General features: G+C 71.0%; 21 protein-coding genes and 5 tRNA genes. 11 read left to right on the plus strand and 15 right to left on the minus strand.

Features of this window, described 5'->3' with window-relative positions; all coding sequences use genetic code 11:
• Window positions 1–92: 92 nt before the first annotated feature.
• From ABT369_RS46140 to mgrA, 4 genes are all read left to right on the plus strand, one after another.
• Window positions 93–1,094 carry an ABC transporter permease gene (locus ABT369_RS46140; protein WP_350622915.1) on the plus strand — a complete coding sequence of 334 codons (1,002 nt, stop codon included), beginning with the start codon at window positions 93–95 and terminating at the stop codon, window positions 1,092–1,094.
• A 52-nt stretch (window positions 1,095–1,146) separates the two neighbouring features.
• On the plus strand, window positions 1,147–2,226 hold the full coding sequence (locus ABT369_RS46145; protein WP_350622917.1) for an ABC transporter ATP-binding protein: 1,080 nt from the start codon (window positions 1,147–1,149) through the stop codon (window positions 2,224–2,226).
• 11 nt (window positions 2,227–2,237) lie between these two features.
• On the plus strand, window positions 2,238–3,368 hold the full coding sequence (locus tag ABT369_RS46150) for an ABC transporter ATP-binding protein (RefSeq protein ID WP_350622919.1): 1,131 nt from the start codon (window positions 2,238–2,240) through the stop codon (window positions 3,366–3,368).
• A 179-nt stretch (window positions 3,369–3,547) separates the two neighbouring features.
• Window positions 3,548–4,552 (plus strand): L-glyceraldehyde 3-phosphate reductase, encoded by a 1,005-nt coding sequence (mgrA, locus tag ABT369_RS46155; RefSeq protein WP_350622921.1) that lies wholly within the window; start codon window positions 3,548–3,550, stop codon window positions 4,550–4,552.
• Here the strand turns inward: mgrA and ABT369_RS46160 are convergent.
• A complete protein-coding gene (locus ABT369_RS46160; RefSeq protein WP_350622923.1) occupies window positions 4,529–5,086 on the minus strand; it encodes a protealysin inhibitor emfourin in 558 nt (185 codons plus the stop codon). The two genes, mgrA and ABT369_RS46160, sit on opposite strands and share 24 nt — an antisense overlap.
• 132 nt (window positions 5,087–5,218) lie before the next feature.
• Between ABT369_RS46160 and ABT369_RS46165 the strand changes: the two genes are divergently transcribed.
• Complete coding sequence (locus tag ABT369_RS46165) at window positions 5,219–6,508, plus strand: MFS transporter (protein WP_350622925.1); 1,290 nt, start codon at window positions 5,219–5,221, stop codon at window positions 6,506–6,508.
• A 1,106-nt stretch (window positions 6,509–7,614) separates the two neighbouring features.
• On the opposite strand, the gene ABT369_RS46170 is transcribed toward ABT369_RS46165, so the two are convergent.
• Window positions 7,615–9,168 (minus strand): DUF2334 domain-containing protein, encoded by a 1,554-nt coding sequence (locus ABT369_RS46170; RefSeq protein WP_350622927.1) that lies wholly within the window; start codon window positions 9,166–9,168, stop codon window positions 7,615–7,617.
• 408 nt (window positions 9,169–9,576) lie between these two features.
• Between ABT369_RS46170 and ABT369_RS46175 the strand changes: the two genes are divergently transcribed.
• Both ABT369_RS46175 and ABT369_RS46180 read left to right on the plus strand, forming a co-directional pair.
• Window positions 9,577–12,306 (plus strand): hypothetical protein, encoded by a 2,730-nt coding sequence (locus ABT369_RS46175; protein ID WP_350622929.1) that lies wholly within the window; start codon window positions 9,577–9,579, stop codon window positions 12,304–12,306.
• A gap of 527 nt (window positions 12,307–12,833) precedes the next feature.
• Complete coding sequence (locus ABT369_RS46180; protein WP_350622931.1) at window positions 12,834–13,730, plus strand: glycosyltransferase family 2 protein; 897 nt, start codon at window positions 12,834–12,836, stop codon at window positions 13,728–13,730.
• 405 nt (window positions 13,731–14,135) lie between these two features.
• Here ABT369_RS46180 and ABT369_RS46185 read toward each other — a convergent pair.
• The 9 genes from ABT369_RS46185 to ABT369_RS46225 all read right to left on the minus strand — a co-directional run bounded on the left by ABT369_RS46185 (window position 14,136) and on the right by ABT369_RS46225 (window position 17,399).
• A tRNA-Ser gene (locus ABT369_RS46185) sits at window positions 14,136–14,221 on the minus strand.
• Window positions 14,222–14,239: 18 nt separating this feature from the next.
• Window positions 14,240–14,324, minus strand: a tRNA-Ser gene (locus ABT369_RS46190).
• Between the two features lie 104 nt (window positions 14,325–14,428).
• Window positions 14,429–14,501: transfer RNA gene (locus ABT369_RS46195), tRNA-Leu, on the minus strand.
• A gap of 1 nt (window position 14,502) precedes the next feature.
• Window positions 14,503–14,575 (minus strand) — tRNA-Ala (locus tag ABT369_RS46200).
• A 56-nt stretch (window positions 14,576–14,631) separates the two neighbouring features.
• On the minus strand, window positions 14,632–15,075 hold the full coding sequence (locus ABT369_RS46205; RefSeq protein WP_350622933.1) for an HNH endonuclease: 444 nt from the start codon (window positions 15,073–15,075) through the stop codon (window positions 14,632–14,634).
• Window positions 15,076–15,133: 58 nt separating this feature from the next.
• A tRNA-Leu gene (locus ABT369_RS46210) sits at window positions 15,134–15,206 on the minus strand.
• A 288-nt stretch (window positions 15,207–15,494) separates the two neighbouring features.
• Complete coding sequence (locus tag ABT369_RS46215; RefSeq protein ID WP_350622935.1) at window positions 15,495–16,115, minus strand: hypothetical protein; 621 nt, start codon at window positions 16,113–16,115, stop codon at window positions 15,495–15,497.
• Window positions 16,116–16,197: 82 nt separating this feature from the next.
• A complete protein-coding gene (locus tag ABT369_RS46220) occupies window positions 16,198–16,608 on the minus strand; it encodes a response regulator (protein ID WP_350622937.1) in 411 nt (136 codons plus the stop codon).
• Window positions 16,609–16,667: 59 nt separating this feature from the next.
• A complete protein-coding gene (locus tag ABT369_RS46225) occupies window positions 16,668–17,399 on the minus strand; it encodes a flagellar basal body-associated FliL family protein (protein ID WP_350622939.1) in 732 nt (243 codons plus the stop codon).
• Between the two features lie 537 nt (window positions 17,400–17,936).
• Between ABT369_RS46225 and ABT369_RS46230 the strand changes: the two genes are divergently transcribed.
• Window positions 17,937–18,902, plus strand: coding sequence for a sodium:calcium antiporter (locus ABT369_RS46230; protein WP_350622941.1), 966 nt, complete (start codon window positions 17,937–17,939; stop codon window positions 18,900–18,902).
• 35 nt (window positions 18,903–18,937) lie between these two features.
• Window positions 18,938–19,324 (plus strand): STAS domain-containing protein, encoded by a 387-nt coding sequence (locus ABT369_RS46235; RefSeq protein ID WP_350622943.1) that lies wholly within the window; start codon window positions 18,938–18,940, stop codon window positions 19,322–19,324.
• Here the strand turns inward: ABT369_RS46235 and ABT369_RS46240 are convergent.
• The 4 genes from ABT369_RS46240 to ABT369_RS46255 all read right to left on the minus strand — a co-directional run bounded on the left by ABT369_RS46240 (window position 19,321) and on the right by ABT369_RS46255 (window position 24,245).
• On the minus strand, window positions 19,321–20,076 hold the full coding sequence (locus ABT369_RS46240; protein ID WP_350622945.1) for a hypothetical protein: 756 nt from the start codon (window positions 20,074–20,076) through the stop codon (window positions 19,321–19,323). The genes ABT369_RS46235 and ABT369_RS46240 overlap by 4 nt on opposite strands.
• A gap of 565 nt (window positions 20,077–20,641) precedes the next feature.
• Window positions 20,642–21,301, minus strand: coding sequence for a hypothetical protein (locus ABT369_RS46245; RefSeq protein WP_350622947.1), 660 nt, complete (start codon window positions 21,299–21,301; stop codon window positions 20,642–20,644).
• Window positions 21,302–21,426: 125 nt separating this feature from the next.
• Window positions 21,427–22,710 (minus strand): citrate synthase, encoded by a 1,284-nt coding sequence (locus ABT369_RS46250; protein WP_350622949.1) that lies wholly within the window; start codon window positions 22,708–22,710, stop codon window positions 21,427–21,429.
• A gap of 236 nt (window positions 22,711–22,946) precedes the next feature.
• Window positions 22,947–24,245: a hypothetical protein gene (locus ABT369_RS46255; protein WP_350622951.1), complete on the minus strand. Its 1,299-nt coding sequence runs from the start codon at window positions 24,243–24,245 to the stop codon at window positions 22,947–22,949.
• Between the two features lie 76 nt (window positions 24,246–24,321).
• Between ABT369_RS46255 and ABT369_RS46260 the strand changes: the two genes are divergently transcribed.
• On the plus strand, window positions 24,322–24,996 hold the full coding sequence (locus ABT369_RS46260) for a uracil-DNA glycosylase (RefSeq protein ID WP_350622953.1): 675 nt from the start codon (window positions 24,322–24,324) through the stop codon (window positions 24,994–24,996).
• A gap of 1 nt (window position 24,997) precedes the next feature.
• A partial coding sequence (locus ABT369_RS46265) for a DUF5931 domain-containing protein (protein WP_350622955.1) occupies window positions 24,998–25,779 on the plus strand: 782 nt, incomplete at its 3' end.

Here is a 25,779-nt window from a genome sequence, read left to right on the forward strand (position 1 = left end):
CGCCCTTCACGAGTACAGAAGGCAGGTGAGGGCCACGGCGCCGGCCGGTGAGACGGGAACACCGTCGATCCGGCCGGCGTCAGGCCGCACACGTGATCAACTACATTTTGCGCCGCCTGGTCACCGCGGCACTGCTCATCGTGGCCGTCTCCATGGTCACCTTCGCGATCTTCTTCCTGATCCCGAAGGCGGCGCACGCCGATCCCGCTGAGATGTACGTCGGTAAGTCGGCGACCCCGCGCGACGTCGAGCTGACGCGGATCAAGCTCGGCCTGGACCAGCCGATCTACATCCAGTACGGCCGGTTCGTGAAGGGTCTCGTGGCCGGCCGCGACTACAACAGCGGTCCCACGGTCACGCACTGCTCGGCCCCCTGCTTCGGGTACTCGTTCCGCACCGACCGCGAGGTCTGGCCCCTGCTGCTGGACCGTCTCCCGGTCACCATCTCCCTCGCCATCGGCGCCGCGCTCCTCTGGCTCTTCGGCGGCGTCGCCGGCGGCGTCATATCCGCGCTGAAACGCGGGAAACTCGCCGACCGAGCAGTGATGATCGTCGCGCTCGCCGGTGTCTCCCTACCGGTCTACTTCACCGGTCTCGTCTTCCAGGCGCTGTTCGTCCACCAGTGGAAGATCTTCCGCGGTGGCGAGTACATCAACTTCGTCGACGACCCGTGGGGCTGGGCCAACAAGCTCTTCCTCGCCTGGGTGAGCCTCGCCCTGCTGTTCGCCGCCACCTACGCGCGGCTCACGCGGGCCCAGATGCTCGAGACCCTCGGCGAGGACTACATCCGCACCGCCCGCGCCAAGGGTCTGAAGGAGCGGGTCGTCATCGGCAAGCACGCCATGCGCGCGGTGCTCACGCCGATCGTGACGATCTTCGGCCTCGACCTCGGCACGCTGCTCGGCGGCGCGATCCTCACCGAGCGGGTGTTCTCCCTGCCCGGCATCGGCAAGCTCAGCGTCGACGCGGTGACCCAGAAGGACCTGCCGATCATCCTCGGCGCGACCCTCTTCGCCTCGTTCTTCATCGTCATGGCCAACCTGGTCGTCGACGTGCTCTACGCCGTGATCGACCCGCGGGTGCGGCTCTCGTGACCCGTTCCCCGTCCCGGTCCACGCTTCACGGCACCCCAGGAAAGGAGTGAGCATGTCCAGCAGCCTGCTCACCGACGGCACGCCGAGCCCGTCCGGGTCCGGCGCGGGCACCGCAGAGTCGTTCCTCGACGTGCGGGACCTGCGGATCCAATTCAAGACCGACGACGGCGTGGTCAAGGCCGTCGACGGCCTGACGTTCCAGCTCGAGCGCGGCGAGACCCTCGGCATCGTGGGCGAGTCCGGCTCCGGCAAGAGCGTCACGAGCCTGGGCATCCTGGGCCTGCACCGGCGCGGCTCCGCGAAGATCTCCGGTGAGGTCTGGCTCGACGGCGAGGAGCTCATCGGCGCCTCGCCCGAGCGGGTCCGGCTCCTGCGCGGCGCGAAGATGTCGATGATCTTCCAGGACCCGCTGACCGCGATGCACCCGTACTACACGGTCGGCGCCCAGATCGTCGAGGCGTACCGGGTCCACCACAAGGTCAGCAAGAACGACGCCCGCAAGCGCGCGATCGAGATGCTCGACCGGGTCGGCATCCCGCAGCCCCAGCGGCGCGTGGACGACTACCCGCACCAGTTCTCCGGCGGTATGCGCCAGCGCGCCATGATCGCCATGTCGCTGGTGAACAACCCGCAGCTGCTCATCGCCGACGAGCCCACCACGGCGCTCGACGTGACGGTCCAGGCCCAGATCCTCGACCTGATCCGCGACCTGCAGTCGGAGTTCAACTCGGCGGTCATCATCATCACCCACGACCTGGGCGTCGTGGCCGAGGTCGCCGACGACATCCTGGTGATGTACGGCGGCAAGTGCGTCGAGCACGCCACCGCGGAGACCATCTTCCGCCGCCCCGAGCACCCGTACGCCTGGGGTCTACTCTCGTCGATGCCCCGCGTCGACCGGGAGGTGCGCGACCGGCTGGTGCCGATCAAGGGCAGCCCGCCGTCGCTGATCAACCTCCCGAGCGGCTGCTCCTTCCACCCGCGCTGCCCCTACGTGGAGCGCAACGGCATCCCTTGCAAGACGGTCGAGCCGACCCTGGCGGAGGGCACCGCCGAGCACGGCGTCGCCTGCCACATCCCGCCCGCGGAACGGCTGGCCATCTTCAAGTCGGACATCGCCCCGAACCTCTGAGGAGCACGACAGTGTCGACGACGACCCAACCCCAGCCGGCGGCGGCGCCTCAGCGCGACGGCGAGAACCTCCTCGAGGTGCGCGGCCTGGAGAAGCACTTCCCGATCATGCGGGGCGCGTTCATCAAGCGAAAGGTCGGCGCGGTCCGCGCGGTCGACGGCATCGACCTGGCCGTCAAGACCGGCGAGACGCTCGGCCTGGTCGGCGAGTCCGGCTGCGGCAAGTCCACCACCGGCCGGCTCATGACCCGGCTGCTGGAGCCGACCGGCGGCCAGGTGCTGCTGGAGGGGCAGGACATCTCCCACTACGGCGTGGGGAAGATGCGCCCGCTGCGGCGCGAGGTCCAGATGATCTTCCAGGACCCGTACTCGTCGCTGAACCCGCGCCACACGGTCGGCTCGATCGTCGGGGCCCCGCTGCAGGTGCAGAGCATCAAGACCGCGCACGGGCAGAAGCGCGAGGTCCAGCGGCTGCTGGAGCTCGTCGGCCTCAACCCCGAGCACTACAACCGCTACCCGCACGAGTTCTCGGGCGGCCAGCGCCAGCGCATCGGCATCGCCCGGGCGCTCGCGCTCCAGCCGAAGCTGATCATCGCCGACGAGCCCGTCTCGGCCCTGGACGTGTCGATCCAGGCGCAGGTCGTGAACCTGCTCGACGACCTGCAGCGCGAATTCAACCTGACCTACGTCTTCATCGCCCACGACCTGTCCGTCGTCCGGCACATCTCGGACCGGGTCGCGGTGATGTACCTGGGCAAGGTCGTCGAGATCGGCGGGCGCGACGGGCTCTACGTGAACCCGCTGCACCCGTACACGTTCGCCCTGCTCTCCGCCGTGCCGGTGCCCGACCCGTCGCGGCGCGACAAGGCGCAGCGGGAGCGGATCCTGCTCACCGGCGACGTGCCGAGCCCGATCGACCCGCCGTCCGGCTGCCGCTTCCGCACCCGGTGCTGGAAGGCGCAGGACCTGTGCGCCCAGGAGGAGCCGCTGCTGCGCGAGCTCGCGCCGGGGCAGACGGTCGCCTGCCACTTCCCGATCACCGACGAGGAGCGCTCGGCGCGCGGGGCGCAGGCGGCCCGGGCCGCGGCGGCGGAGATCCCGGTCGACACGGCTGAGGACCCGTTCGCGGAGCCGATCGCCTAGCTGGTGTTTTATGGGGGCCGTCTCGTCATGCACGCATGACGAGGCGGCCCCCGAGCATTGCGTCGACCTTGCTGATGAGCTGGCTCGGGCGCAGGGGCTTCATGAGGTGATCGCTAGGATCGATGCGACCACCGGAGGTTTCTCCACGGGCTCCTCGTCCATCTGGCCAGTTTAGGATCATGGCCGTGGCGTACGAGGCGGCTTCGGGCCGATACCAGGACATGCTCTACCGGCGCAGCGGACGCAGCGGGCTCAAGCTGCCGGCCATCTCGCTCGGGCTGTGGCACAACTTCGGGCGGGAGCGGCCGTTCGAGACCCAGCGCTCGATCGTGCGGCGCGCCTTCGACGCGGGCGTGACCCACTTCGACCTGGCCAACAACTACGGGCCGCCGCCGGGGTCGGCCGAGGAGAACTTCGGGCGCATCCTCGCCGAGGATCTGCGGCCGTACCGCGACGAGCTCATCATCTCCACGAAGGCCGGCTACGACATATGGCCCGGGCCGTACGGGGAGTGGGGGTCGCGCAAGTACGTGCTGGCCTCGCTCGACCAGTCGCTGCGGCGCATGGGGCTCGAGTACGTCGACATCTTCTACTCGCACCGCCCGGACCCGGACACCCCGCTGGAAGAGACCATGGGCGCGCTGGACGCCGCGGTGCGGGCGGGCAAGGCGCTGTACGTCGGCATCTCCAACTACACCCCCGAGCAGACCCTCGCGGCCGCCCGCATCCTGCGCGAGCTCGGCACGCCGCTGCTGATCCACCAGCCGTCGTACTCGATGCTGAACCGCTGGATCGAGGACGGCCTGCTGGACGCGCTCGAGGAGGCCGGGGCGGGCTGCATCCCGTTCTCGCCGCTGGCGCAGGGGTTGCTGACCAACCGGTACCTCGACGGCATTCCGGACGACTCCCGCGTGCGCACCAGCCGCTTCCTCAACGAGTCCGACCTGACCGCGTCCCGGCTGCAGCTCATCCGGGCGCTGGACCAGGTGGCCCGCGAGCGCGGCCAGAGCCTGGCCCAGCTGGCGCTGGCCTGGGCGCTGCGCGACTCGCGGGTCACCTCGCTGATCATCGGGGCGTCGAGCGTGAAGCAGCTGCTGGACAACCTCGGGGCCCTGGAGAACCTGGCCCTCTCCCCCGACGAGCTGGCCCGGATCGACGGGCTACTTGCTCAGGAAGGCGCCTAGCGCGCTGACGACCGGCTGAAGGGCGGGCGGGATCGACCCGTCCTTCGCCGTGATCTGCTTGCCGCCGTAGGTGACCGTGTAGGTGTAGGCGTCGGCCACCGCGCCGTTGTCGTTCATGGTCGGCAGCTTGTTGAAGTCCGTCGACGCCAGCGCGGTCTTGAGCGCGTTGGCCTCGTCGTCGGTCAGCTTGCCGGTCTTGGTGCCCTGCTTGGTCGTGATCGTGTACGACCCGTCCGGCTTCACGACCAGCGAGTCGTTGTTGCCGGCCAGGCCACCGGTGCGGGTGAAGGTCACCAGCGCGTCGGTGGCGGTCACGTTGCCGCCGCTGTTGCTCTTCGAGCTCGGGTCCGTGTTCGGGCCCGCGCTCGTGCCCGCCCCGGCGCTCGCGTCCGTGCCGGCGCCACCGCTGGAGGCCGGCACGCCGTTGGACGCGGCACCGCTGGCTCCGGCGCCGGCCTGGTCGGTGGCGTCCGAGCACGCGCCGAGCGCGAACGTGAGCGTGAGCAGGGCGGCGGCGAGGATCCGGGACTTCATCGTGGTTCAGCTCCATCCATAGGTCTTGCTCATTGGACTGTGCCCCGACCTCAACGGTTCCCCGGTGACGTCGCCCACAATCCACCTGAATACTCGGGCGATTTTGTCGTACCCCCGCGACATGATGGCCCCATGCGTCTCGACCCCTACCGCCGCGTCCTCGCCCTACCGGGCGTGCGGCCCCTCATGGTGCTGGCGTTGCTGGCCCGCATCCCGATCACCATGATCGGGGTGACCATGACCCTGCACGTCGCTCAGGACCTCCACAAGGGGTGGGGCGCGGCGGGACTGGTGGGGGCGGCCCTGACGGTCGGAACGGCGCTCGGCGGCCCGCTCAACGGCCGCTTCGTGGATCGGCGCGGCCTGCGCCCCATGCTGGTGGTCACCACCGTGGCCGAGGCGCTCTTCTGGGCCATGGCGCCATTCCTGGGCTTCCCGGCGCTGCTCGTCGGCGCCTTCGTCGCCGGCCTCCTCTCCCTGCCGGTCTTCTCCGTGATCCGCCAGTCGGTCGCCGCCCTGGTCCCCGCCGACCAGCGCCGCCAGGCCTACGCGCTGGACTCGATGTCGGTCGAGCTGTCCTTCATGGCCGGCCCGCCCCTGGCCGTGCTGCTCACGAGCGCCCTCTCCAGCCGCACCGCGATGTGGTCGATCGGCGGCGCCCTGGTCCTCGCCGGCCTGGCGCTGTGGGTCACCAACCCGCCCGTGCACACGTCGGAGACGCCCGGCGAGTCCGCCGCCCCGGTCCGCCGCCGCGACTGGCTGACCCCGCGCTTCGTGGCCGTGCTGGCCGCGGCCGCGGCGACCACCATGGTGCTGGCCGGCACCGACCTCGGCATCGTGGCCATGCTGCGCGGCGCGGGCCAGGTGGGCCTGGTGGGCGCCCTGCTGGCCGCCTGGGCCGTCTACTCCCTCGTGGGCGGCTTCATCTACGGCGCCCTGCCGCGCGCGGTCCCGCTCGTCGCCCTGCTGGGCGCCCTGGCCCTGTGCACGATCCCCGCGGGCCTGGTCGGCTCCGCCTGGCCCCTGCTGTTCCTGACGCTGCTGCCGGCGGGCGCCCTGTGCGCCCCGACCCTGACCGCGACCGTCGACCTCGTGAGCCGCCTGGTGCCCGCGTCGGCCCGCGGCGAGGCGATGGGCTGGCACGGCTCCTCGCTGACCGTGGGCCTGGCGATCGGCTCGCCGCTGGCGGGCTGGGCCATCGACCGGGGCTCGCCGGCTTGGGGGTTCGCCGCGGTCGGCCTGGTGGGCGCCCTGGCCGCCGGCGCGCTCTTGTTCTTCCGCCACTTGGACACCCAGGCGCCGGGGCCGACCGCCGCCGCCACTGCGCCCACTCCCCCGGTGTCGGAAGCGGCCCTGACGATGCCCGCTGCTCTGACCGCCGACTTCGCGACTTCGCCGGAGCACTCGGCACCGGCCCGCTGACCGCACCCCGGCCGCCCGAACTTCCGCGGCGCCCGGGGTTCCGGGCGCCTGGGCTTTTGGAGCGCTCGGTTCGCCGGCTTTCGATTGCTTGACCGATCGTCAGAGCACCCGCCGCCGACCCGCACCGAGCCGCGCGGGCTCGGCACCGAACGGCTCCCCGGACGGCTCAGCGCTCGACCCGCGATGACCGCGCCACGCGATCGTCGGAGCACCCGCCGCCGACCGCTCCGCGCCGCACGGCCTTCGCACGGCGCGGCTCCCCCGACAGCACACCGAGCCGCACGGACGCCTGGCCTTCGGAGCGCTCGGCCTGCCGACCGGTCAACTGCTTCGGCCACGATGACTGTCTCGCATCCGCTGGGCGGCATCGTGGCGCTCGGGCTTGGTGCGTTTCCGATAAGTCGGGCACGGGCTTTGCACCGTGCGGTTCCCCGACCGCACACCGAGCCGCACGGGCGCCTGACCTCCGGAGCGCCCGGGCTGCCGACCGGTCGAGTGCCTGGACTGCGGCGGCATCGTGGTGCTTGGGCTCGTTGGGCTTTCGATAAGTCGGGCGCTCCGCGCCGCGACTTATCGGATTTATACCCCGGCAGGTCATAAATACGATGTGCGGCATTCTGAGCCGTGACCGCTTCCGTCGGGCTCGCGGCAATCGGGATACCTGCGGCCGCAGTCTCCTCGCGTGCTGGATGAGACCGGGGGACGCTCTGCCGCGCGAGTGGGGTGCGGCCCGGCGTTGACCGCTCGGCCCGCGGGCGTTGTCGGACGCGTTCGGCGTCGTCCAGCGCGGGACGCGGCGAAGGGTCGGTCGCGTGGGGAGAGCGGCCCGCGGGACGCGGGGTTGCCGAGGTCGAGTGCTCGGGCCGGCCTACGGGGGGAGGCGGCGCCGAACCGGGTGCCCGGGTGGGTGGCTTTGCGCGGGAGACCGGCTCCGGTGGCGAGGCCGGTTGCGCGGAAGACAGGGTGGGGACTGTCGGAAGGCGACGGTCGACCGTGTTCAAGAGGCCGCCGGTGGGGCTGAAGTGCTCAAACGTTCAACCAGAAAACCACGGTTGTCAGTTAAGACTGAAAGACTGGAGGGGTTCCAGTCTTCGGATGGCGGTGGTTCACAGGAGGGACGGGGCCGACACGAACGTGTACCCCATCTGCTGCATGCCCTCGATCAGCTCCGGCAGGTACTGCAGGCCCAGAAACGGGTGGTAGAAGAAGCTCGCCACGTTGTCGCGCACCACGAGTTGGCGCCGGGCCGAGGCGAGCAGATCCGGGGTCAAGCGGACGCCGTGCTGGTTAAATCTTTGTGTTGCAACGTTTCCAAGTGTTTCCGGGATGACCGGCGTTCCGTATGCGTCTTTTACGAGGTATGGGAAGTATTGGCTCACGGAGCGTGTACCACTGCCGCCGAGAATGCCGTTGAAGTACAGGACCTGCTCGTAGCGGGCGCGGATTCCCGGGGCCGAGGCGATCGCGCGATAGTCGGTCTCGCTGGCCGTGTAGTGCGGAAACTCCCAGATGTCCGGGGGCGTCAGGCCGGCCTTCGTCCACTCCTGGCGGGCCGAGTCCAGGCGCCCTAGCGCCCAGGCCGCGGAGTCGCCCGGCACCGGGCCGTCGAGGACCACGGTGCCCGCGGCGTCCACGTGGGCGCGGTAGAACTCGTAATCCTCGGCGCTCACACCGTACGGATTCGGGGCGCCGGCGAATCCGTGCGTATATCCGTGCATGATCAGGGTGCCGCCCTGTTGCTGCATGTACCGCAGCGCCGCCACGACCTGCGGGGATCCGCTCAGCGTCTTGTGTACGGGCACGCCGCCGGAATAGATGCCCGCGGCGTCGTCGTAAACGGGGAAAACCGCCACGGCGAACGGCGCATTACGAGAATGCAGATAATCCGCGATCTGGCGCAGTTGTGCGGGGTCGGAGTGGGGGCCGACGTCCTCGATGCGCACCAGGGCCCGGTGCCGCTCCGGCGTCTTCGGGGCCAGCAGGTCGCACAGCAGGTCCGCGAGCACGAGGTACCGGTCGTCGAAGCTGGCGTATGTGAAGGGGACCTCGGCCACGTACGTCACGCCGCCGACGCGCACCGCCCAGGGCCGCGACGTGCCGTCCGGCATCTCGGCCTCGGCGAGCGTCGTGGAGTACACACCCTGGGAAAGCACGGCGTGGACCAGGCCGCCGGCGTTGGCGTTGCGGGTCAGCTCGGTGCCGCGGTACCGGATCCCGGTCGGTGCGGCATCGTCGATCGTCGCTGTCTGAAAGCCGATTCCGGGGTACTTCCCGATCAGCTGCCACAGGTTCCCCCCGAGCCACAGCACGTGCGCGCCCGCGGCCACGTCGGCGAGGAAGGCGGCGGGCAAGGGCTCGTCATACGTCGATCCGATATAGATCGTCAGCAGGTACTTCTGTGCCGTTCCCGACGTGTACTTCGTCACTGGCACGGCCTGCCAAGCGCCGAAGTGCGAGGCCAGATTCCCAGCTTGGACCGCATACAGCTCGCCCAGCGAGCCGTATTGCCCGCCCGTGTCATACAGGACGAGCACCCCGCTCTGCGGGTATGCAGGAGAGCGGCCCGGTGACGGGCCCGCCCCGGAAGTACCGATTGGAGAGGTTTTGCAGGCGCTCAGCGATGACGCGGCGACGACGACCAGCGCGATCCCGATGACCATGACGGCCAGGCGCCGGACGGGCCCGAAGGTGACAGCCAGTATTCGGCGGACTGCGGCTCGAAGCATGAGCAACTCTCCGGAGAAGTCGTCACCAAGCCTAGCAAATCGGGCGCAATCCCCCCGCCGGTTGGCGTTTCTCGGCACATCCGCCGACAAACGAGATGGTTGCGTCCGTCACTCAGCGCGGTACGATCCGGCAGAGCCGCCCTGCGGTGATCGGTGTGGAACCCCCTCCGCATCGCACCGCTCGTGGCACACCCGACGGAGGGCGATCTTGTTTTCTCGCTGCCCGCTTGCAGCCAGCACACCGGACGAGCCGGGCCGTACGCGGCCAGGCGCCGGGACGGTGGTGCCGCGGCCGGCAGCCGCCTTCCACGGGGCACGGCTCCATAGCTCTGAGAGGTCCGCATGAGCACGGCGATGCAGGTGCGGCTGCGTCACTGGCCCGGGATGAAGGTGTCCTGGCTCGGTGCCGGTGCGGTCGTCCACTCCGGTGAGGAGCCCAGCCCGGGCTCAGCGGCCCTGGTCGTCTCGCCACACGGGTCCACCGAATGCGCGGTGGTGATCAGCTCCCACACGGTGAAGCTGCAGCCGGCGATGATCGAGGAGCTGGCCGAGGTCCTCGCCAACGGCCTGCCCCGCGGGTTCACCGCGATGCGCTTCGTCGCCTGGGACGGCGCCTGCGCCACCAACGAGCGCCCCGCCGCCGCACACATGATCGCGATGCGGCTCGGCATCGACGTCATCGCCGCGGCCGGCCCGCTGCTGGGCGTCCCCGGCGGCTCGCTCTTCGCCCCCGTCGGGCGCGGCGAGCAGCGGCCCGGCGGCTTCTGGCGCTTTCGCACCGGCACGCCCGCGGTCCGGGTCGGCTGGCGCTTCCCCGCCCCGGCGTGGGAGTCGGAGCTGTGCGCCGAGATCCCGGAGCTGCCCGGCGACCTCGTGCTCGACCAGATCCCGGCCGGCCTGTGGCTGCACCGCCGCCGCGTGGGCAGCGTGACGGACCTGGCCTACTCGGTGCCGACCGACCACGAGAACCCGGCGATGATCCTCGGGCACCCCGGCGACGAGCCGCTGCACCGCGAGGAGCTCGCCCAGGCGGTCTCGGCCGTGCCCACGCTCGCCGCGGATCGGTGCGTCTTCACGCCGTACGGGCAGAATCCCATCGCCGAGGGCCCGGTGGGTCCGGTCGTCGCCGACGTACTCGGCCGGGCCGTGCACGTCCGCACCGGCCTGCCGCTGTGCGCGCCCGCCGGCCAGCGCGCCGTCGTCACCATCGACAACAAGGGCCTCCCCCGCTGGCGTACCTTCGCCCGCGAGCTGTGGCACGCCCCCCGCACCGCCGCCCCGCGCCCGGTCGACTGGATCAACCCGTGCCCGGACGTCCTCGACGCCCCGGACGGGCAGGCCACCTTCTCGCTCGGCTCCGGCTGGGTGCTCGAGGTCATCCAGGCGGGCCTGTGGCTGCGCCCGGAGCACCTCAACGACCCGGCCGACTGGGTCCGTCAGCTCCCGGTGGACGTGAACCGCTGCGCCGTGATCGTCGGGGCTCCCAACGCCGCCGAGATCCCGCCGCCCGCGCACACGATCGCCGAGATCCTCGAGAAGCTCCCGATCGACGCGCGCAAGCGGGCGTACATCGCGGTGCCGCGCGCCGCCGCCCCCAACGTGTTCATCCTGGCGACCGGGCTGCTCGAGTCGCTGCCCGAGCCGGGCGAGGTCGAACTGGTCTCGCCGTCCACGCCGAGCACCAGCGGCTCGTTCCCGACCGTCACGCCGGACGCGCCGCGGCACGGCACCGGCCGCCACGGCGACGCGAACGGCCCGTTCCTCGTCGACGGCCGGCCCGCCAACGGTCACCCGTCCGGCGCGCATCCGACGGTGCCCCGCTCGGCCGCGCACGAACGCTCGCCCGAGCAGGACTTCGAGCGTGGGTACTCCCCCCGCACCGGCTCGTTCCCGGCGGTCGACAGTTCTCGCACCGGCTCGTTCCCGCCGGTCGACAGTTCTCGGACCGGTTCGTTCCCGCCGGTCGACAGTTCTCGCACCGGCTCGTTCCCCGCCTACCCGGCGGCCGACGCCGAGCGCGGCTCGCGGACCGGCTCGTTCCCGGCCTTCCCGCCGGCCGACGCGCCGACGACCTCGTTCGACGCGCCGCGGATGCCGCGCAACGGCGCCTCGCCGGCGACGGGCGCGTTCCCGGCCGTGCCCGAGTCGCCGACCGGCTCGTTCGCGCCGCTGTCGCCGAATGGTTCGCAGCGCCCCGGGCGTCCCAATGGGTACCAGTCCGAGCCTCCGATGCCGCAGCCCCGCCAGCGGCCCGGCGACACGACGGGCTCGTTCCCGGCGGCCGCGTTCCGCAACGGCAGCCCGGAGACGACCGCGCCGATGGTGCCGATCGTGCCGGGCCCGGGCGCTCCTTCGCCCGTGAACGGCCATGGACCTGTCAATGGCCACGGTCCCGTCAACGGCCATGGACCTGTCAACGGGCACGGTCCCGTCAACGGCCACGGTCCCGCTAACGGCCATGGGCCTGTCAACGGCCACGGCCCCAATGGGGTCAACGGCCACGGGCCGGGCAGCGTTTACGGCGCCGCTCCGCAGGGTCCGAACGGGTTCAACGGCACCGCGCAGCCGCACAACGGCTTCAACGGCGGCGCGCCTGCGATGAACGGGCACGCGCCGATGCACCCGGACCTGCACGTCGCTCCCCCGCGGTCGTTCCACCGCGAGGACCAGCCGCTGCAGCCCTCCGGGCCGGGCGCGCCGCACGGGTACAGCTTCGACGCCCCCGACTACGACGAGCACCACTTCGATCCGGTCACGCCGCCGACCCGGCACCACGAGGACCCGACCGGTCGCATGCCGGCCCAGCGGGCCCCGATGGCGGACGAGAGCGAGTCGGACGACTCGGCCTCGACGACCACCGGACGCGAGATCCGCTCGCACAACAAGAAGGGCAAGACCGTCCGGGCTGACGACAAGACGAGCACGCAGGAGCTGGACCGGCTCCTCGGGTTCTTCGACGAGATCCGCCGCGCGAAGGCGTGGGACGAAGACCCGAGCTCCCCGGATCAGCAGGCCGCCAAGCGCGCCGCGGCGGGCCAACCCCCGGCCGGTCCGCGGCGGGCCCGACACTGATCTAGACGCACCGAGCCGGCCCGTCCGTTGTCACGGACGGGCCGTATTTTTTGCCGCGTCCTCATCGATCGCGCCGCTGCGCACAAGCACCAGCTCGTTCACCCCATGCATGTGTGCACGCCTCGCGTGATGCGATCGTCCGGCTGTGCGCGTGTGTGCACGACCCGTGCGCGGTGCGAGCGGTCGGCTGCGCGCGTGTGTGCACGACCCGTGCGCGGTGCGAGCGGCCGGCTGCGCGCGTGTGTGCACGACCCGCGCAAAGCGAACGTCCGATGGTGCGCGTGTGTGCACGACCCGCGCGAAGCGAACATCGGGCCGCGCGGCCGCACGACCTGCGCGGTGCGGACGTCCGACGGTGCGCGGATGTGCACGACCCGCGCAAAGCGAACGTCCGGCTGTGCGCGGCCGTGTGACCTGCGCGGTGCGGGCGTTTGGCTGCGCGTGTGTGGGCGGCTCGCGCGTCGGGGGTGAGCGGGTGCGCGGATGTGAGTGCGCGGTCGTGCAGTTCGGGTCGTTAGGATCGCACGGTGCTCGACATCATGCTGCCGCACTACGGTGAGCTGCCGTTGCTCAAGATCGCCGTGGAGAGTGTCCTCGCGCAGACTGATGAGCGGTGGCGGCTCACCGTGTTCGACGACAATCCGGCCGAGCGGGTGACCGGGGTGCCCGAGTACTTCGCGGGGCTGGACGATCCGCGCGTGCGGTACGAGCGGAATCCCCGGAACCTGGGCATCACCCGGAACTTCCAGCAATGTGTGGACCGGGCCGAGGCGCCGTTCATGGTCATGATGGGCTGCGACGACGTCATGCTGCCGGGGTATGTCGCGCGCGTTCACGCACTGATCGAGCAGTATCCGGACGCGGTGCTCGTGCAGCCGGGCGTGGAGGTCATCGGGGCCGACGGGGCCGTGGTGCGCACGCTGGCGGACACGACGAAGCGGAAGGTGTACGCGCCGAAGATCGACGGCACCGTGCACATGGCCGGCGAGGAGCTCGCGGTGAGTCTCCTGCGCGGGAACTGGCTCTATTTTCCGTCGCTGGCCTGGCGCACGAGCGAGGTACGGGCGGTCGGGTTCGACCTCGAGCTCAAGGTGATCCAGGATCTCAAGCTCATCCTGGCGCTGGTGAGCCGCGGCGGGTCGCTGGTGGCCGACTCCGAGGTGGTGTTCCAGTACCGGCGGCACAACGAGAGCCTGTCCGCCTCCTCGGCCGTGACCGGCGGCCGCTTCAGCGAGGCTCGGGCGTTCTTCCTCTCGGCGGCGAAGGACATGGACGCGCACGGGTGGCCGCGGGCCGGGAAGGCCGCGCGGTGGCACCTGTCCTCGCGCATCCACGCGCTTACGATGCTGCCCGCCGCGGCCAAGCAGCGCAGTGCGGGGAGTGTGCGGGTGCTGACGAGGTACGCGTTCGGCAAGCCGCGCTGATTCGAGGGCGCGCGGGGCGGTCGGCCTGAGGGCCCGGTTTCGCGCGGGTCCCTCGGCCCGAGGGCCCGGTTTCGCGCGGGGCGGTTGGCCTGGGGGGCCCGGTTACGCGCGGGGCGGTCCGCCTGAGGGGCCCGGTTTCGCGCGGGTCCGTCGGCCTGAGGGCCCGGTTTCGCGCGGCGGCGACATTGGCTGCGCAGACGTGTCCGGATTCCCGGGACCCGTTCGTCATGTTCTTGAGACGACAAAGAGGTCGTACTCGGGAGCCGACGAAGGAGTACTGCGATGTTGCCGGTGTGGCAGGAGATGGCCGTGAATGCCTCCGCACGTGCCGAGGCCGATGCGAACCTCGGCCGCCTCGCGAAAAGCGCTCTACGGGCCCTTCGAGGGCTCCGCACAGCGATCCTGCGGGAAGGGTGGGAGTCGAACCCACACGGGCGTGAACCCAACGCCGTTTTCGAGACGGGTGCCGGCACCAATCGGCTGGCCTTCCCAGATGGGGTGCGGTACAGCGGAAAGTGAGGGGATCGAACCCCCGCGGGGTCGCCCCCGTCGACGGCTTAGCAAGCCGCAGCCTTACCTCTCGGCCAACCTTCCAGTGTCGAACCGGCCGAGGCCGGCGCGCCAGTGTCGAACCGGCCGGAACCGGCGCGACGACGACGCCGGACCGGCCGGGGCCGGGGCGACGAAGACGTGCGAAGTACCCGGAAGAGGATTCGAACCTCCAACCTTCTGGCCCTGAACCAGACGCCTCTTCCGTTGGGCTATCCGGGCGTGGACCCGACCGGACTCGAACCGGTCGCCTCCGCTTTGCAAGAGCGGCGCTCTTCCTGATGAGCTACGAGCCCTGGAGGCCCCGGCAGGGCCGGCGGTAGCGAAGGAGCCGACCCGCCGGGGCCATCGGTCAGCGCTGGACGAGCGCGTGCCACGTCGGGATCGACGGCCTCACGCGCAGCACCATGCCCGCTTCGGCGGGGGTGCGATCGCCCTTGCGCTGGTTGCAGGCCGTGCAGGCCGCAACGGTGTTCTTCCAGGTGTTCCGGCCGCCGCGCGAGCGGGGCTGGATGTGGTCGATGGTCGTCGCCTCGGTGCCGCAGTAGCCGCAGCGGCGGCCGTCGCGGGCGTGGACGCCGGCGCGGGACCAGGCCGGCCCGCCGGCGAAGCGCCACCGGGTGACGACGTAGGACACGAGCCGCACGACCCGCGGGAGCGGGTAGACCCCGATCAACCGGTCCGGCTCCGCCTCGTGGACGACGGCCACCTCACGCAGGAGCATGCGGATGGCGTGGCGGAGTGAGACCCGGTGCAGGGGTCCGAGGTCGGCGTTGAGAACGAGAACCGCGGTCACCGGGCCTCCTCCCTTCATCTGCACTGCGAAACCGACTACCGAACCAAACGATCTTGCGTACCGCGAGCGGGATTCGAACCCGCACCGATCCCCTTTTGAGGGGGACGCCTCTGCCGTTGGGCTATCACGGCATGAATTCATTACAATCAATGTAAAATGGCGCGAAAAAACCGCCCGGCAGCAGCTCGGGCGGTTGTCGTGACGCGAGGTCGAACCTCTAGTCAGACCACCTGCCCGTGCTCGCCGACAAGGCGCTGAGCAGCGATGACCGGCCGTCGGCGGACAGCCACACGGCGGCACTGGTCGCGCTGGGCGCTTCCGGTAGCAGCTCGCGGTGTCCGTTCATCGTCCGATCTCCTCTGCTCGTTGTCGCCTTGACGTATTCCAAGATAGGCTCGCCGCCGCACCGGCGCAAGAGATTAAATAGCGGCGGTGTAATGCGCGAGGTACAGGTTCATCTCGTCGGTGGACTCGTCGCCCTCGTTGACGCTGAACCACAGCGAGTTCTCCAGCCAGAACCGGTGGATGAACTGCTCGAAGGAGTCGGCCACGTTGACCATGTTGGCGATGAGGGTCTCGCGGTCGACGTCCTCGAGGCCGACGATCTCCAGCAGCCACGGCGAGGCGATCACGAACGGCTCGGCGCCGGGGCGCAGGTAGAGGTACCAGATGACGGCGTCCTGCTGATCACGCAGGAACCGCACGAGCTGGGCGGAGGGCTCCACCGGGCTCGGGACCGGGCGCGGGGCCAGGTCGAAGTCGCAGCCGGTGCAGGACGGGATGGCGTCCATCAGCACCTGGCTGCCCATGAACCGGGCGAACGGCACCGGCAGCTCGATGTGCTCGGCGAGGGCGGCGACCTCCATGGCCCGCAGCGGGTCGTGCGGGGCGTCGGGGACCAGCCAGGAGAAGCTGCCGTCGGAGCGTGAGTCGTCGACCGCCGGCAGGCTCTCGGTGGAGTAGAGCTCGTAGGTTCCGATGCTCGCCCGGGCGGCGCCCAGGTCCGTGCCCCACCAGCCGTGCGGGAAGTCGATCGTCATGGGTCGCACGGTAGTTCGGCGCGTGGGGTTCTTCCGTCGCCTATCGGACCCAGTGTCGTGCCTTTCCTGAGAACCTCGCAGATCAAGCGGTCACCGCGGGCTCGGCGCCGGCCAGCGGTACGAGTCCCAGGTAGCTGAGCTTGTCGACGATCGCCTCGGCGGTGAACGGCTTGATCACGTATTCGTGCGCCCCGGCGGCCAGGGCCCGCACGATCTGGCCGTGCTCGCTCTCGGTGGTGACCATCATGAGCGTCATCTGGCGCAGGTGCTTCTGCTTGCGTACCGCCATGACGAACTCCAGGCCGTTCATCTCCGGCATGTTCCAGTCGATGAGCGCGAGCGCCGGCTTGAGGTCGTCGTCCCAGATCTTGTCGAGCGCTTCCTTGCCGTTCGTGGCCTCCCGCACCTCGAAGCCGAGGGGCAGCAGGATCCGTTTCAGGATGCCTCTCATCGCGCGCGAGTCGTCGATGACCATGGCGAGCGTGTTGTCCATGCAGGCTCCTCCTCCGGGTGCATGATCGGCACCGGCCGGAGGCACCTGAGTGTTACCAGCTAGGGAGCCTTGCTGGTGCGTTTGAGCTGGATTGTGCTGATCTGGTTGGTGAGGCTCATGGCCACGGCGCCGCAGTTGACCTGCATCGGCCGGGGGACGCGGGCCTCGAGCTTGCCCTTGTAGTCGACATGGCCGTTGCGGATGAAGGTCTCGGTGCCGTCGGGGCGCGGCGAGGAGTAGGTGACCGTCCGGCCGTCGAACTTGAACTGGTAGGAGATGAAGCCCTCGAAGATGTACTCGAACTGGGTCGAGCCGTTGCTGCCGCGCAGGTGCATGCCGTCGCCGTAGTCGATCACGACCCGGCCGCTCTCGTTGTACCGGTGGTAGGCCCCGTTCCCCGTGAACTGGAACGTGCCCGTGTTGATCACCGTGACCTGCTCGGTGTGCTGCTCCTCGAGGAACACGCCCCAGATGCACGGCACGGCGGTCGCGCTCGGGGCCGCGCTGCCGGACGTGGAGCCGCTCGGGCCGGGGAGCCCGCCGAGGGCGCCGGTGGGATCCGGGGTCGGCTCGTCCTCGGTCGCGGCGACGCTCGGGGCCGCGACGGGGTTCTCGCCGCCGGTCAGGCCCTGGTCCGCGGGCTTCTCGTCGCCGCCGGCGACCGCGTAGACGATCACGCCGCCGACGAGCAGCAGCGCGACGATGCCGAAGATGATGCCGGGGATCAGCAGCGGGTTGCGCGACCGCGGCGGGGCCGGGATCGGCGCGCCCGGTGGCGGGTAGTAGGGCATGGGCGCCGGCGGCGTGCGATAACCGGCGGGCGGGGCCGGCGGCGTGAGCGCGGCCCACTGCTGTGCCGGCTGGACCGGCGGCGCGGAGGCGGGAGTGGGAGTGGGAGTGGCGGGCGGGGCCGGCGGCGTGGGCGCGGCCCACTGCTGTGCCGGCTGGACCGGCGGCGCGGAGGCCGGAGTGGGAGTGGCGGGCGGGGTTTGACCGCGGTGCAACTTGCAGCCGACACAGAATCCGCCCGAGTCGACGCCCTCGGCCCCGCAACGTGGACAACGCACCTGATCACTCCCTCCGCCGGGAACACAATCTACCCTGGCGGTCCAAAGTGGAGGCAGTCCGCAAAGCGCCGGAAAAATGGTGAGACCGGCATCCACGGGGGAAGACGCCGGTCTCGTTGAAAACTGTAGAACGCGGCGCGCCTTTGCGCCAGCGGTGGAAGCTGTCAATCCGCCGGAACCGGTTTCGGATTTTCACCGGGTCCAGCGCGTCGCTCCCGGACCGGTATGGTGTCGTGCCAGGCGCGGTGGTGGAGGAGGCGGATGTCGACCCTGTTCGTGGCCGGGCTCGGCATCGTGGGCCTGGCGCTGCTCACCGTGGGCGCCGACCAGCTCGTCGTGGGCGCGGGCCGGCTCGCGACGGTGCTGCGGGTCGCGCCGGTGGTCATCGGGGTCGTGGTGATCGGGCTGGGCACGAGCGCGCCGGAGTTCGTGGTCTCGGGCACGGCCGCGGTGCGGGGCAACGCCGGGCTGGCGCTGGGCAACCTGGTCGGGTCGAACATCCTCAACGTGACGCTGATCCTGGGCATGGTCGCGGTGGTCTCGCCGGTGCTGGTGCGCTCGTCGGTTCCGGTGCGTGAGGCGCCGCTCATGGCCGCCGGGGTCGCCATCTTCGGGGCGTTCGCGCTGGTCGGGTTGAAGTTCGTGGCCGGTGTACTGCTGGCCGTGCTCAGCCTCGGAGCGCTCTGGCTGCTGGTGCGGCTGTCGCGGGTACCGCCGGATGATCCCCTGCCCGATGACGTGGCCGCGTTCGTGGAGCCGCCGCCCGCCCCGGGCCGGTGGTGGGTCGAGGCGACGCGGTGCGCGGTGGGCCTGGCCGCGACCCTGGGCGGCGCGCAGCTGCTGGTCACCAACGCCTCCACGCTCGCGCACCGCTGGGGCGTCAGCGACACGGTGGTCGGCTTCACCATCGTGGCCATCGGCACGTCGCTGCCGGAGCTGATGACGTCGGTGCAGGCGCAGCGACGGGGCTGGGGCGACCTGATGGTCGGCAACCTGCTCGGCTCGAACCTGTTCAACAGCCTGATCGGCGGGGCGGTCGTCGGGATCGCGGCCGGCCGGCAGACGATCGCGCCGTTCGGGTTCCTGGCGGTGACCGCGATGGTCGTGGCCGGGATCCTCGCGTGGCTGCTGCTCAAGCGGGGCAATCGCATCACCCGGCCGGAGGCTTGCGTACTGCTGTGCGCGTACGCGTTGATGCTCCCGCTGTTGATCTCCGCCAGCGCGTGACGTTTCCAGTTCCGCACGCTGGGTACGCGGTTTGAATGGGCGATGCGATGGTCCGGACGCACCAGTCCGGCGAGGTACCAGGCGGCACGGTCGTGGTGGAGGTGCTCGGCCCGCTCGAGGCGGCCACCGTGGGTGCGCTGCGCTCCGTGGTGCTGGATGCCGTGGCGGCGTACCGGCCCCGGCTGCTCGCGATCGACCTGCGCCGGGTGCCGTTCATGGACTCGATCGGCATCGGCGCGCTGGTCGCGGCGAACAACAAGGTGCGCGAGGTCGGCGGCAGCATCGAGGTGCGCAGCCCGTCACCGTTCGTGCACCGGCTCCTGCAGATCACCGGGCTGACCGAGCTGTTCGGCCTGCCCGACCTGCCCGATGACGCCCCCGTGTCGGGCGCGCCCGTCGAGCTCGGACGGGACCCGCGCTAGAAACGGTCGACGGTGATGGTGGACACGCCACCGGCGGCGTCCACGTCGTAGCGGTCCGTGGCGGCGTCCCAGCCGCCGGAGCCGAACGCGGTCCCGGCGGCGATCCCGGTGTGCTCGTCGCCGTCGACGGCGACCCGCCCGGCACCCCCACCGGCCCTGACCCGCACCGGCACCGAGCCGGGTGCGTGGACGCGCACGGCGCTCGCCCCGCCGTCGACGCGGACCGGGACGGTGCCGGTCGGCGCGGGCAGCGTGAGGTCGATGGCGGAGACGCCGCCGACGTACTCGACGCTCGCCAGGTGGCGCAGGTCCCGCAGGTCGGCCGCGTTGCTCTGGCTGCCGCCGGTGAAGCGGACGTCCCAGCGCACGTCCCGGTTGAGGCGGATCGTGACGGTGGCGTCGCCGCCGGTGAGGTGGACCTCGACGCGGTCGCGGGTGTCGTTGACCGCCGGGCGCTGGGCGCTGTCGACGCGGAACAGCGTGTCGCCCAGGTCGGCGGCCTGGACGGTGACCGAGGCGGCGCCGGTGACGAGGTCGAGGGTGGCGTGGTCGCGGCCGTCGACGGCGCCGGTGACGGTGTTCGCCGCCTCGCCCGCGCGCTCGCCGGTCAGCCGGGACCGGACGGCCACCGCGACGGCGGCGATCACGATCAGCGCGACGATGATGAGGCCGCCGATGAGGTACACCGTGCGAGGCGGCGGCCCCGCGGGCGCGGCGGAATGCTCAATCGGTCGCATATCGACGGTTGCCATGCCGTTCTGGTGTCCCGGCGAATCGCGGGGCAAACCCTCGGCGCGCAAACCCGGGCGCGAACTCAAGCGCGAAAACCAAGACCGGGGCCGCCGCCACGGGGGAAGCGGCGGCCCCGGCTGTCCTTGGGTTGCAGGAAATGTACTCCCCCGACCCGGCTCTGCACAGCCCCCAAACCGTGCCGTCTTCCCTACCGTCCAATGTGGATCAGGAACCCGCATCCGTTGCGCCGCCAGGGATTCCCTAACGGAAGATTAATAAGGGTTCTTGACCGTTGCCGGGCAGCACGCATTCACCGGCGGCGATCATCGCGAGGGCAACGGCGCGGGCTGCCTAGAAGCGCTCCCAGCAATCGACCGACGACAATTCGACGGCCGTCGCGGTGAGCCGGGGCGGCCGCGACTCAGGTCGGCCGGGCGGCGCGGCGAGCCAAGGGGGCCGCGACTCAGGTCAGCCGAGCGGACCGCCGAGCCGGAACGGCCGCGGCTCAGGTCAGTTGAGCGGCCGAGCCGGAACGGCCGCGACTCAGGCCAGCCGGGCAGCCCGCCGAGCCGGAACGGCCGCGGCTCAGGCCAGCTGGGCGGCGCGGCGCCCGGCCTCGGCCGGGGTCAGCAGCTCCCCATCGAGGACGACGGCCCAGAAGGCGTCGAGCGGAATGCGCTCGAACAGCGGCGAGCCCAGGCCCTCGAAGACGTCCTCGGGCACCAGCTTCAGCGAGGTCGTCACCACGATCGTGGGAATGCGGCGGGCCAGCTCCAGGGTGCCCTTGATGTTGAGCACGCGGGTGGGGCTGATCGCGTCGGCGCCGGCCAGGCCCGTGACGGGCTCCAGGCCCTCGGTGCCCGGCGCGTCGACGGTGCCGGCGGGCAGGGCGGCGACGACGGCCTTGACCAGGGCGCTGCTCGGGGCCGTACGGACCCAGCCGCCACGCTGCTCGAGGACCCTCGTCGCGATCGCGACCGAGCGGGCGACGTCGTGGTCGAGCTGCTCGCGGATCGCGCGCAGGGCCGGGCCCGGGTCGGCGTCGTTGGCCGCCCGGGCGATGTGCCACATCGAGGCGTACCCGGGCAGCAGGCCCGGCAGCGGCGCCACCATCGCGCGCAGGGTCGCCGGATCGTCCACGAACTCGGCGAGCCCGTCGAGGACCTGCCGGGCCACCCCGGTGGCCCCCGACGTGCGGTCCTGCACTGCCGCGGTCAGTAGCGGCGACAACGTTGGCGCGCTCATGCTGGCTCCGTATGCTCACTCGTCCAAAACGGACATCGACCCCAGACAGACCCATGTATGAGACAGCCGGGGTCGATCTCCGTCAAGTAGACAAACGAGCAAGAACCACTTGGCGCAGCGGGTCTTTACCGTGCGGCAATCGGCGTGTAATCGCGGGCGCCGTAGCCGGTGTAGACCTGCCGCGGGCGACCGATCTTGGTCTCCGGGTCGTTGATCATCTCGCGCCACTGGGCGATCCAGCCGGGCAGGCGGCCGAGCGCGAACAGCACCGTGAACATCGTCGTCGGGAAGCCCATGGCCTTGTAGATCAGGCCGGTGTAGAAGTCGACGTTCGGGTACAGCTTGCGCGAGACGAAGAAGTCGTCGGCCAGCGCGATCTCCTCGAGCTGCATGGCCAGGTCGAGCAGCGGGTCGGGCGTCTCCATCCGGCCGAGGACCTCCTGGGCCGCCTTCTTGACCAGCGCCGCGCGGGGGTCGTAGTTCTTGTAGACCCGGTGGCCGAAGCCCATGAGGCGGACGCCCGCCTCCTTGTTCTTGACCTTGCGGACGAACGACTGGATGTCGCCGCCGTCGGCGTGGATGTCCTGCAGCATCTCCAGCACGGCCTGGTTGGCCCCGCCGTGCAGCGGGCCGAAGAGCGCGTTGACGCCGGCCGAGACCGAGGCGAAGAGGTTGGCCTGGCTGGAGCCGACGAGGCGCACCGTGGAGGTGGAGCAGTTCTGCTCGTGGTCGGCGTGCAGCAGCAGGAGCATGTCGAGGACCTTGACCTTGACCGGGTCGATCTCGTACGGCGTGGACGGGACGCCGAACGTCATGCGCAGGAAGTTCTCGACGTAGCCCAGCGAGTTGTCCGGGTAGAGCATGGGCTGGCCGATGGCCTTCTTGTACGCGTACGACGCGATCGTCGGCACCTTGGCCATGAGCCGGATGGTGGAGATCTCCACCTGCTCCTTGTCGAACGGGTTCAGGCTGTCCTGGTAGAACGTGGACAGCGCGCTGACCGCGGAGGACAGCACCGCCATCGGGTGCGCGTCGCGCGGGAAGCCGTCGAAGAAGCGGCGCATCTCCTCGTGCAGCAGCGTGTGGTGCTGGATGCGGTCCGTGAACTCCGCGAGCTGGGTGGCGCTCGGCAGTTCGCCGTGGATGAGCAGGTAGGAGCTCTCCAGGAAGGTGGAACCCTGGGCCAGCTGCTCGATCGGATAGCCGCGGTAGCGCAGGATACCCTCGTCACCGTCGATGTACGTGATCGACGAGACGCACGAGGCCGTGTTCACGAAGCCGGTGTCGAGGGTGACCTGGCCGGTGTCCTTGAGCAGCGACCCGATCTCGAGCCCGCCCGGACCCTCGGTCGCCTTGCGTACCTTGAGCTCGAGCTCGCCGTCGGGGTATGTGATGTTGTACTCACTCATGCGCGTCGTTCCCGTCTCGTCCCGCAGTCCGGCTCCTGGCCGCGGCCGCCATTGCCCGCGACCGGCGCTTATGGCGCCTCCGCGCAGGATTACACGTGAACCCGGCCCACCGTTCGGCGGGGCGTGTCACTGCGATATTTCCTACTCGTGACATCCGGTCGCGCCCGAAAATCCATCGTCGCATCGACCTCGCGGCCGGACCATCTTTCTTCGGCACGGTTCCTATGGACTTTGCCTCACGCCGCGCTGATCGGCTCGAGCGTCACCGCGTGGATGCGCCGGCCCTCGACCCCGCGTTGCAGGAGCATGTTGCGCATGACGCCGACGGCCAGGGGGCTGCCGCTGAGGTACACGTCGTGCGCGGTCCACTCCCCGAAGTCCACCACGACCTGCGGCAACGAGCCGCTCGTGTACGGGTGCGCGGGCCCGCGGGCCACCACCGCGTGCACGAACGCGTGGGCGCAGCGGGCCGCGTGCTCGCGCAGCGACTCGAGGTCGTAGAGGTCGTCGCGGGTCGACACGCCCCAGAACAGGTGCACGACCCGGTCGTCACCGCGCTGGGCCAGCTCGCTCAGCAAAGCCTTGACGGGGGTGACGTGCACGTCCTCGGCGACGATGAGGATCGCCCCGCCGGCGCCGGCCTCGATCACGAAGTCGCCCTCGGCCCGGTGCAGGCGGATCGGGTCGCCGACCCCGCCGTCGCGCACGAGCGCGCCGGTGGCCCGGTCGCCGGGCAGCGCCTGCACGTGGATCTCGATGTGGTGGTCGGCCGCGGGCGGGTCGCCGATCCAGCAGGCCCGCCAGGCGCCCGGCACCGCGTGGCACTCGACGATCGCGCGCTGGCCGGCGCGGAACGGGTACGGCAGCTCGGTGCCGACCGTGAGCACGGCCACGTCGTCGCGGCGCCGGTCGTGGCCGAGGATCGTGCCGGTCCAGAACGGGGTCTCGCCGTGGTGCAGCTGGGCGCCCTGGCGCAGCCAGCCGACCCCGAAGCGCCAGGCGTCGCGCCAGGCGCCGGCGTCCTCGTCGCTCCAGCGCTCGCCGCGGGTCTCACGCGCGGCCGCCACCAGCGCGTCGCCGAACAGGTCGAGCTGGCGCGCCCGGGCGCCGATGAGCGCGTCGAGCGCGGGCGCGAGCCGGCCGAGGGCGGCCACCACGGCGCTGGGCTGGTCGAAGTGTTCCAGCAGCCAGACCAGGCCCCGCTCGGCCGCCGCCGGGTCCTGCGCCAGCGCGGTGTGCAGGACGGTGCGCTGCTCGGCCGGGGTCTCGGCGAGCCGGCGCACGATCCCGCTCACGTCGCCGATGGCGTCGCGCAGGCGGGCCTGCAGCTGCGGCAGATAGCCCTGATCGCCCCGTTTCGGCCCGTCCCGCGGCCCGTCCTGTGCGAGACTTTGTTTTGGCTCGGGAGGTTTGCGCCGTTGCGGCGATTCGCGCTCTTTTGGCTTTTCGTCCCCTTGTTCGAGCCGCTGTCGCCACGACCACAGCACCGTGAGCGGCTCACCGCCGTTGCTGCCCACGGGCCCCACCTGCGTCATGGTCCGATTTTATCCGGATAAATCCGCTTTACGGCCGGTACTAAAAATGTCGCACCCTACTCGTAGAGTGCCGTGCATGTCGTTGGATCTGCTGGAGCTCCTCCCCGCCGGTTGGCGTGACGTGATGAAGCCGTATCTCGACCTCGACGTCGTGCAGCGGCTGCAGACGTTCGTCGAGCACGAGTACGCGACCGAGACGGTGTATCCCCCGCAGGAGGACCTGTTCACCGCCTTCCGGCTGTGCCCGCCCGAGCAGGCGCGGGTGGTGATCCTGGGCCAGGATCCGTATTTCAAGCCCGGCCAGGCCCACGGGCTGAGCTTCTCGGTGCGCCCCGGCGTGACCGTGCCGCCGTCGCTGCGCAACGTCTACAAGGAGCTGCGCGACGATCTCGGGGTGACCCCGCCGGCCAACGGCGACCTGACCGGCTGGGCCGCCGACGGCGTGCTGCTGCTCAACACGCTGCTGACCGTGCGGGCCGGCAAGGCGGGCACGCACGCCGGGAAGGGCTGGGAGCACTTCACCGACGCCGCGATCCACGCGCTCAACGCGTTCGACCGGCGCGTGGTCTTCGTGCTCTGGGGCGCCCCCGCGCGCAAGAAGGCCGTGCTGGTCACCAACCCGCAGCACGTGGTCGTCGAGGCCGGGCACCCCTCGCCGATGAACCCCGCCGGGTTCCTCGGGTCGCGCCCGTTCAGCAAGATCGACGCGGCGCTGGCCGAGGCCGGGCTGCCGCCGGTGCACTGGGCCTGACATGACCGTCGGCGGGGACGAGCGGCGCCGGCTGCCGGGCCTTGCGGGGCCGCTGTGGCGGGCGCTGCTCGTGTTCCGCATCACCGCGCTCGGCTACGCCGCGGTGCTCATGGTCAACAACTTCCGCGAATACGAGTGGCCGCCGGGCGGCTGGCTGATCCTCGCGGTGATGACCGTGTGGACGGTGGTGGCCGGCCTCGGCTACGCCCGCCGGGAGCGCCGCGGCTGGCCGCTGCTCGTCGCCGACCTGGCGGTCGCCGCGGCCTGTCTGCTCGCCTCCCGCTGGATCGTGCATCCGGCCGGGCTCGGCGTCGGGGCGCCCACGCTGCCGATGGCCTGGGTCGCGAGCCCGGTCGTCGCCTGGGCCATCGCCGGCGGCCGCCGCCGCGGGGCCGTCGCCGCGATCCTGCTCAGCGTCGCCGACATCATCGTGCGCAACGGCGTCAGCCAGGCCACGCTCAACGGCCCGGTGCTCATGATTCTGGCCGGCATCGGGGTCGGGCACATCGCGCGGCTGGCCATCGACGCCGAGGCCCGGCTGCAGCGGGCCATCGAGCTCGAGGCGGCCACCCGGGAGCGGGAGCGGCTGGCCCGCGGCATCCACGACTCGGTGCTGCAGGTGCTCGCGCTCGTCCAGCGCCGCGGGGCCGAGCTCGGCGGCGAGGCGGCCGAGCTCGGGCGGCTGGCCGGCGAGCAGGAGTCGGTGCTGCGGTCCCTGGTCGCGGCCACCTCGCCGGCCGGGGGGGGGGGGGCCGCCCCGGGGGCCCCGCGCCCCCCCCCCCC

It is taken from the genome of Dactylosporangium sp. NPDC000244, from assembly GCF_040300725.1.
Lineage (GTDB): Bacteria > Actinomycetota > Actinomycetes > Mycobacteriales > Micromonosporaceae > Dactylosporangium.

Bases quoted from the DNA above. Each gene is read 5' to 3' on its own strand.
- ABT369_RS46145 (WP_350622917.1), top strand. From the start codon at position 1,147: ATGTCCAGCAGCCTGCTCACCGACGGCACGCCGAGCCCGTCCGGGTCC.
- mgrA (WP_350622921.1), top strand. From the start codon at position 3,548: ATGGCCGTGGCGTACGAGGCGGCTTCGGGCCGATACCAGGACATGCTC.
- ABT369_RS46160 (WP_350622923.1), bottom strand. From the start codon at position 5,086: ATGAAGTCCCGGATCCTCGCCGCCGCCCTGCTCACGCTCACGTTCGCG.
- ABT369_RS46165 (WP_350622925.1), top strand. From the start codon at position 5,219: ATGCGTCTCGACCCCTACCGCCGCGTCCTCGCCCTACCGGGCGTGCGG.
- ABT369_RS46170 (WP_350622927.1), bottom strand. From the start codon at position 9,168: ATGGTCATCGGGATCGCGCTGGTCGTCGTCGCCGCGTCATCGCTGAGC.
- ABT369_RS46175 (WP_350622929.1), top strand. From the start codon at position 9,577: ATGAGCACGGCGATGCAGGTGCGGCTGCGTCACTGGCCCGGGATGAAG.
- ABT369_RS46215 (WP_350622935.1), bottom strand. From the start codon at position 16,115: ATGACGATCGACTTCCCGCACGGCTGGTGGGGCACGGACCTGGGCGCC.
- ABT369_RS46220 (WP_350622937.1), bottom strand. From the start codon at position 16,608: ATGGACAACACGCTCGCCATGGTCATCGACGACTCGCGCGCGATGAGA.
- ABT369_RS46225 (WP_350622939.1), bottom strand. From the start codon at position 17,399: ATGCCCTACTACCCGCCACCGGGCGCGCCGATCCCGGCCCCGCCGCGG.
- ABT369_RS46230 (WP_350622941.1), top strand. From the start codon at position 17,937: ATGTCGACCCTGTTCGTGGCCGGGCTCGGCATCGTGGGCCTGGCGCTG.
- ABT369_RS46235 (WP_350622943.1), top strand. From the start codon at position 18,938: ATGGGCGATGCGATGGTCCGGACGCACCAGTCCGGCGAGGTACCAGGC.
- ABT369_RS46240 (WP_350622945.1), bottom strand. From the start codon at position 20,076: ATGGCAACCGTCGATATGCGACCGATTGAGCATTCCGCCGCGCCCGCG.
- ABT369_RS46245 (WP_350622947.1), bottom strand. From the start codon at position 21,301: ATGAGCGCGCCAACGTTGTCGCCGCTACTGACCGCGGCAGTGCAGGAC.
- ABT369_RS46250 (WP_350622949.1), bottom strand. From the start codon at position 22,710: ATGAGTGAGTACAACATCACATACCCCGACGGCGAGCTCGAGCTCAAG.
- ABT369_RS46255 (WP_350622951.1), bottom strand. From the start codon at position 24,245: ATGACGCAGGTGGGGCCCGTGGGCAGCAACGGCGGTGAGCCGCTCACG.
- ABT369_RS46260 (WP_350622953.1), top strand. From the start codon at position 24,322: ATGTCGTTGGATCTGCTGGAGCTCCTCCCCGCCGGTTGGCGTGACGTG.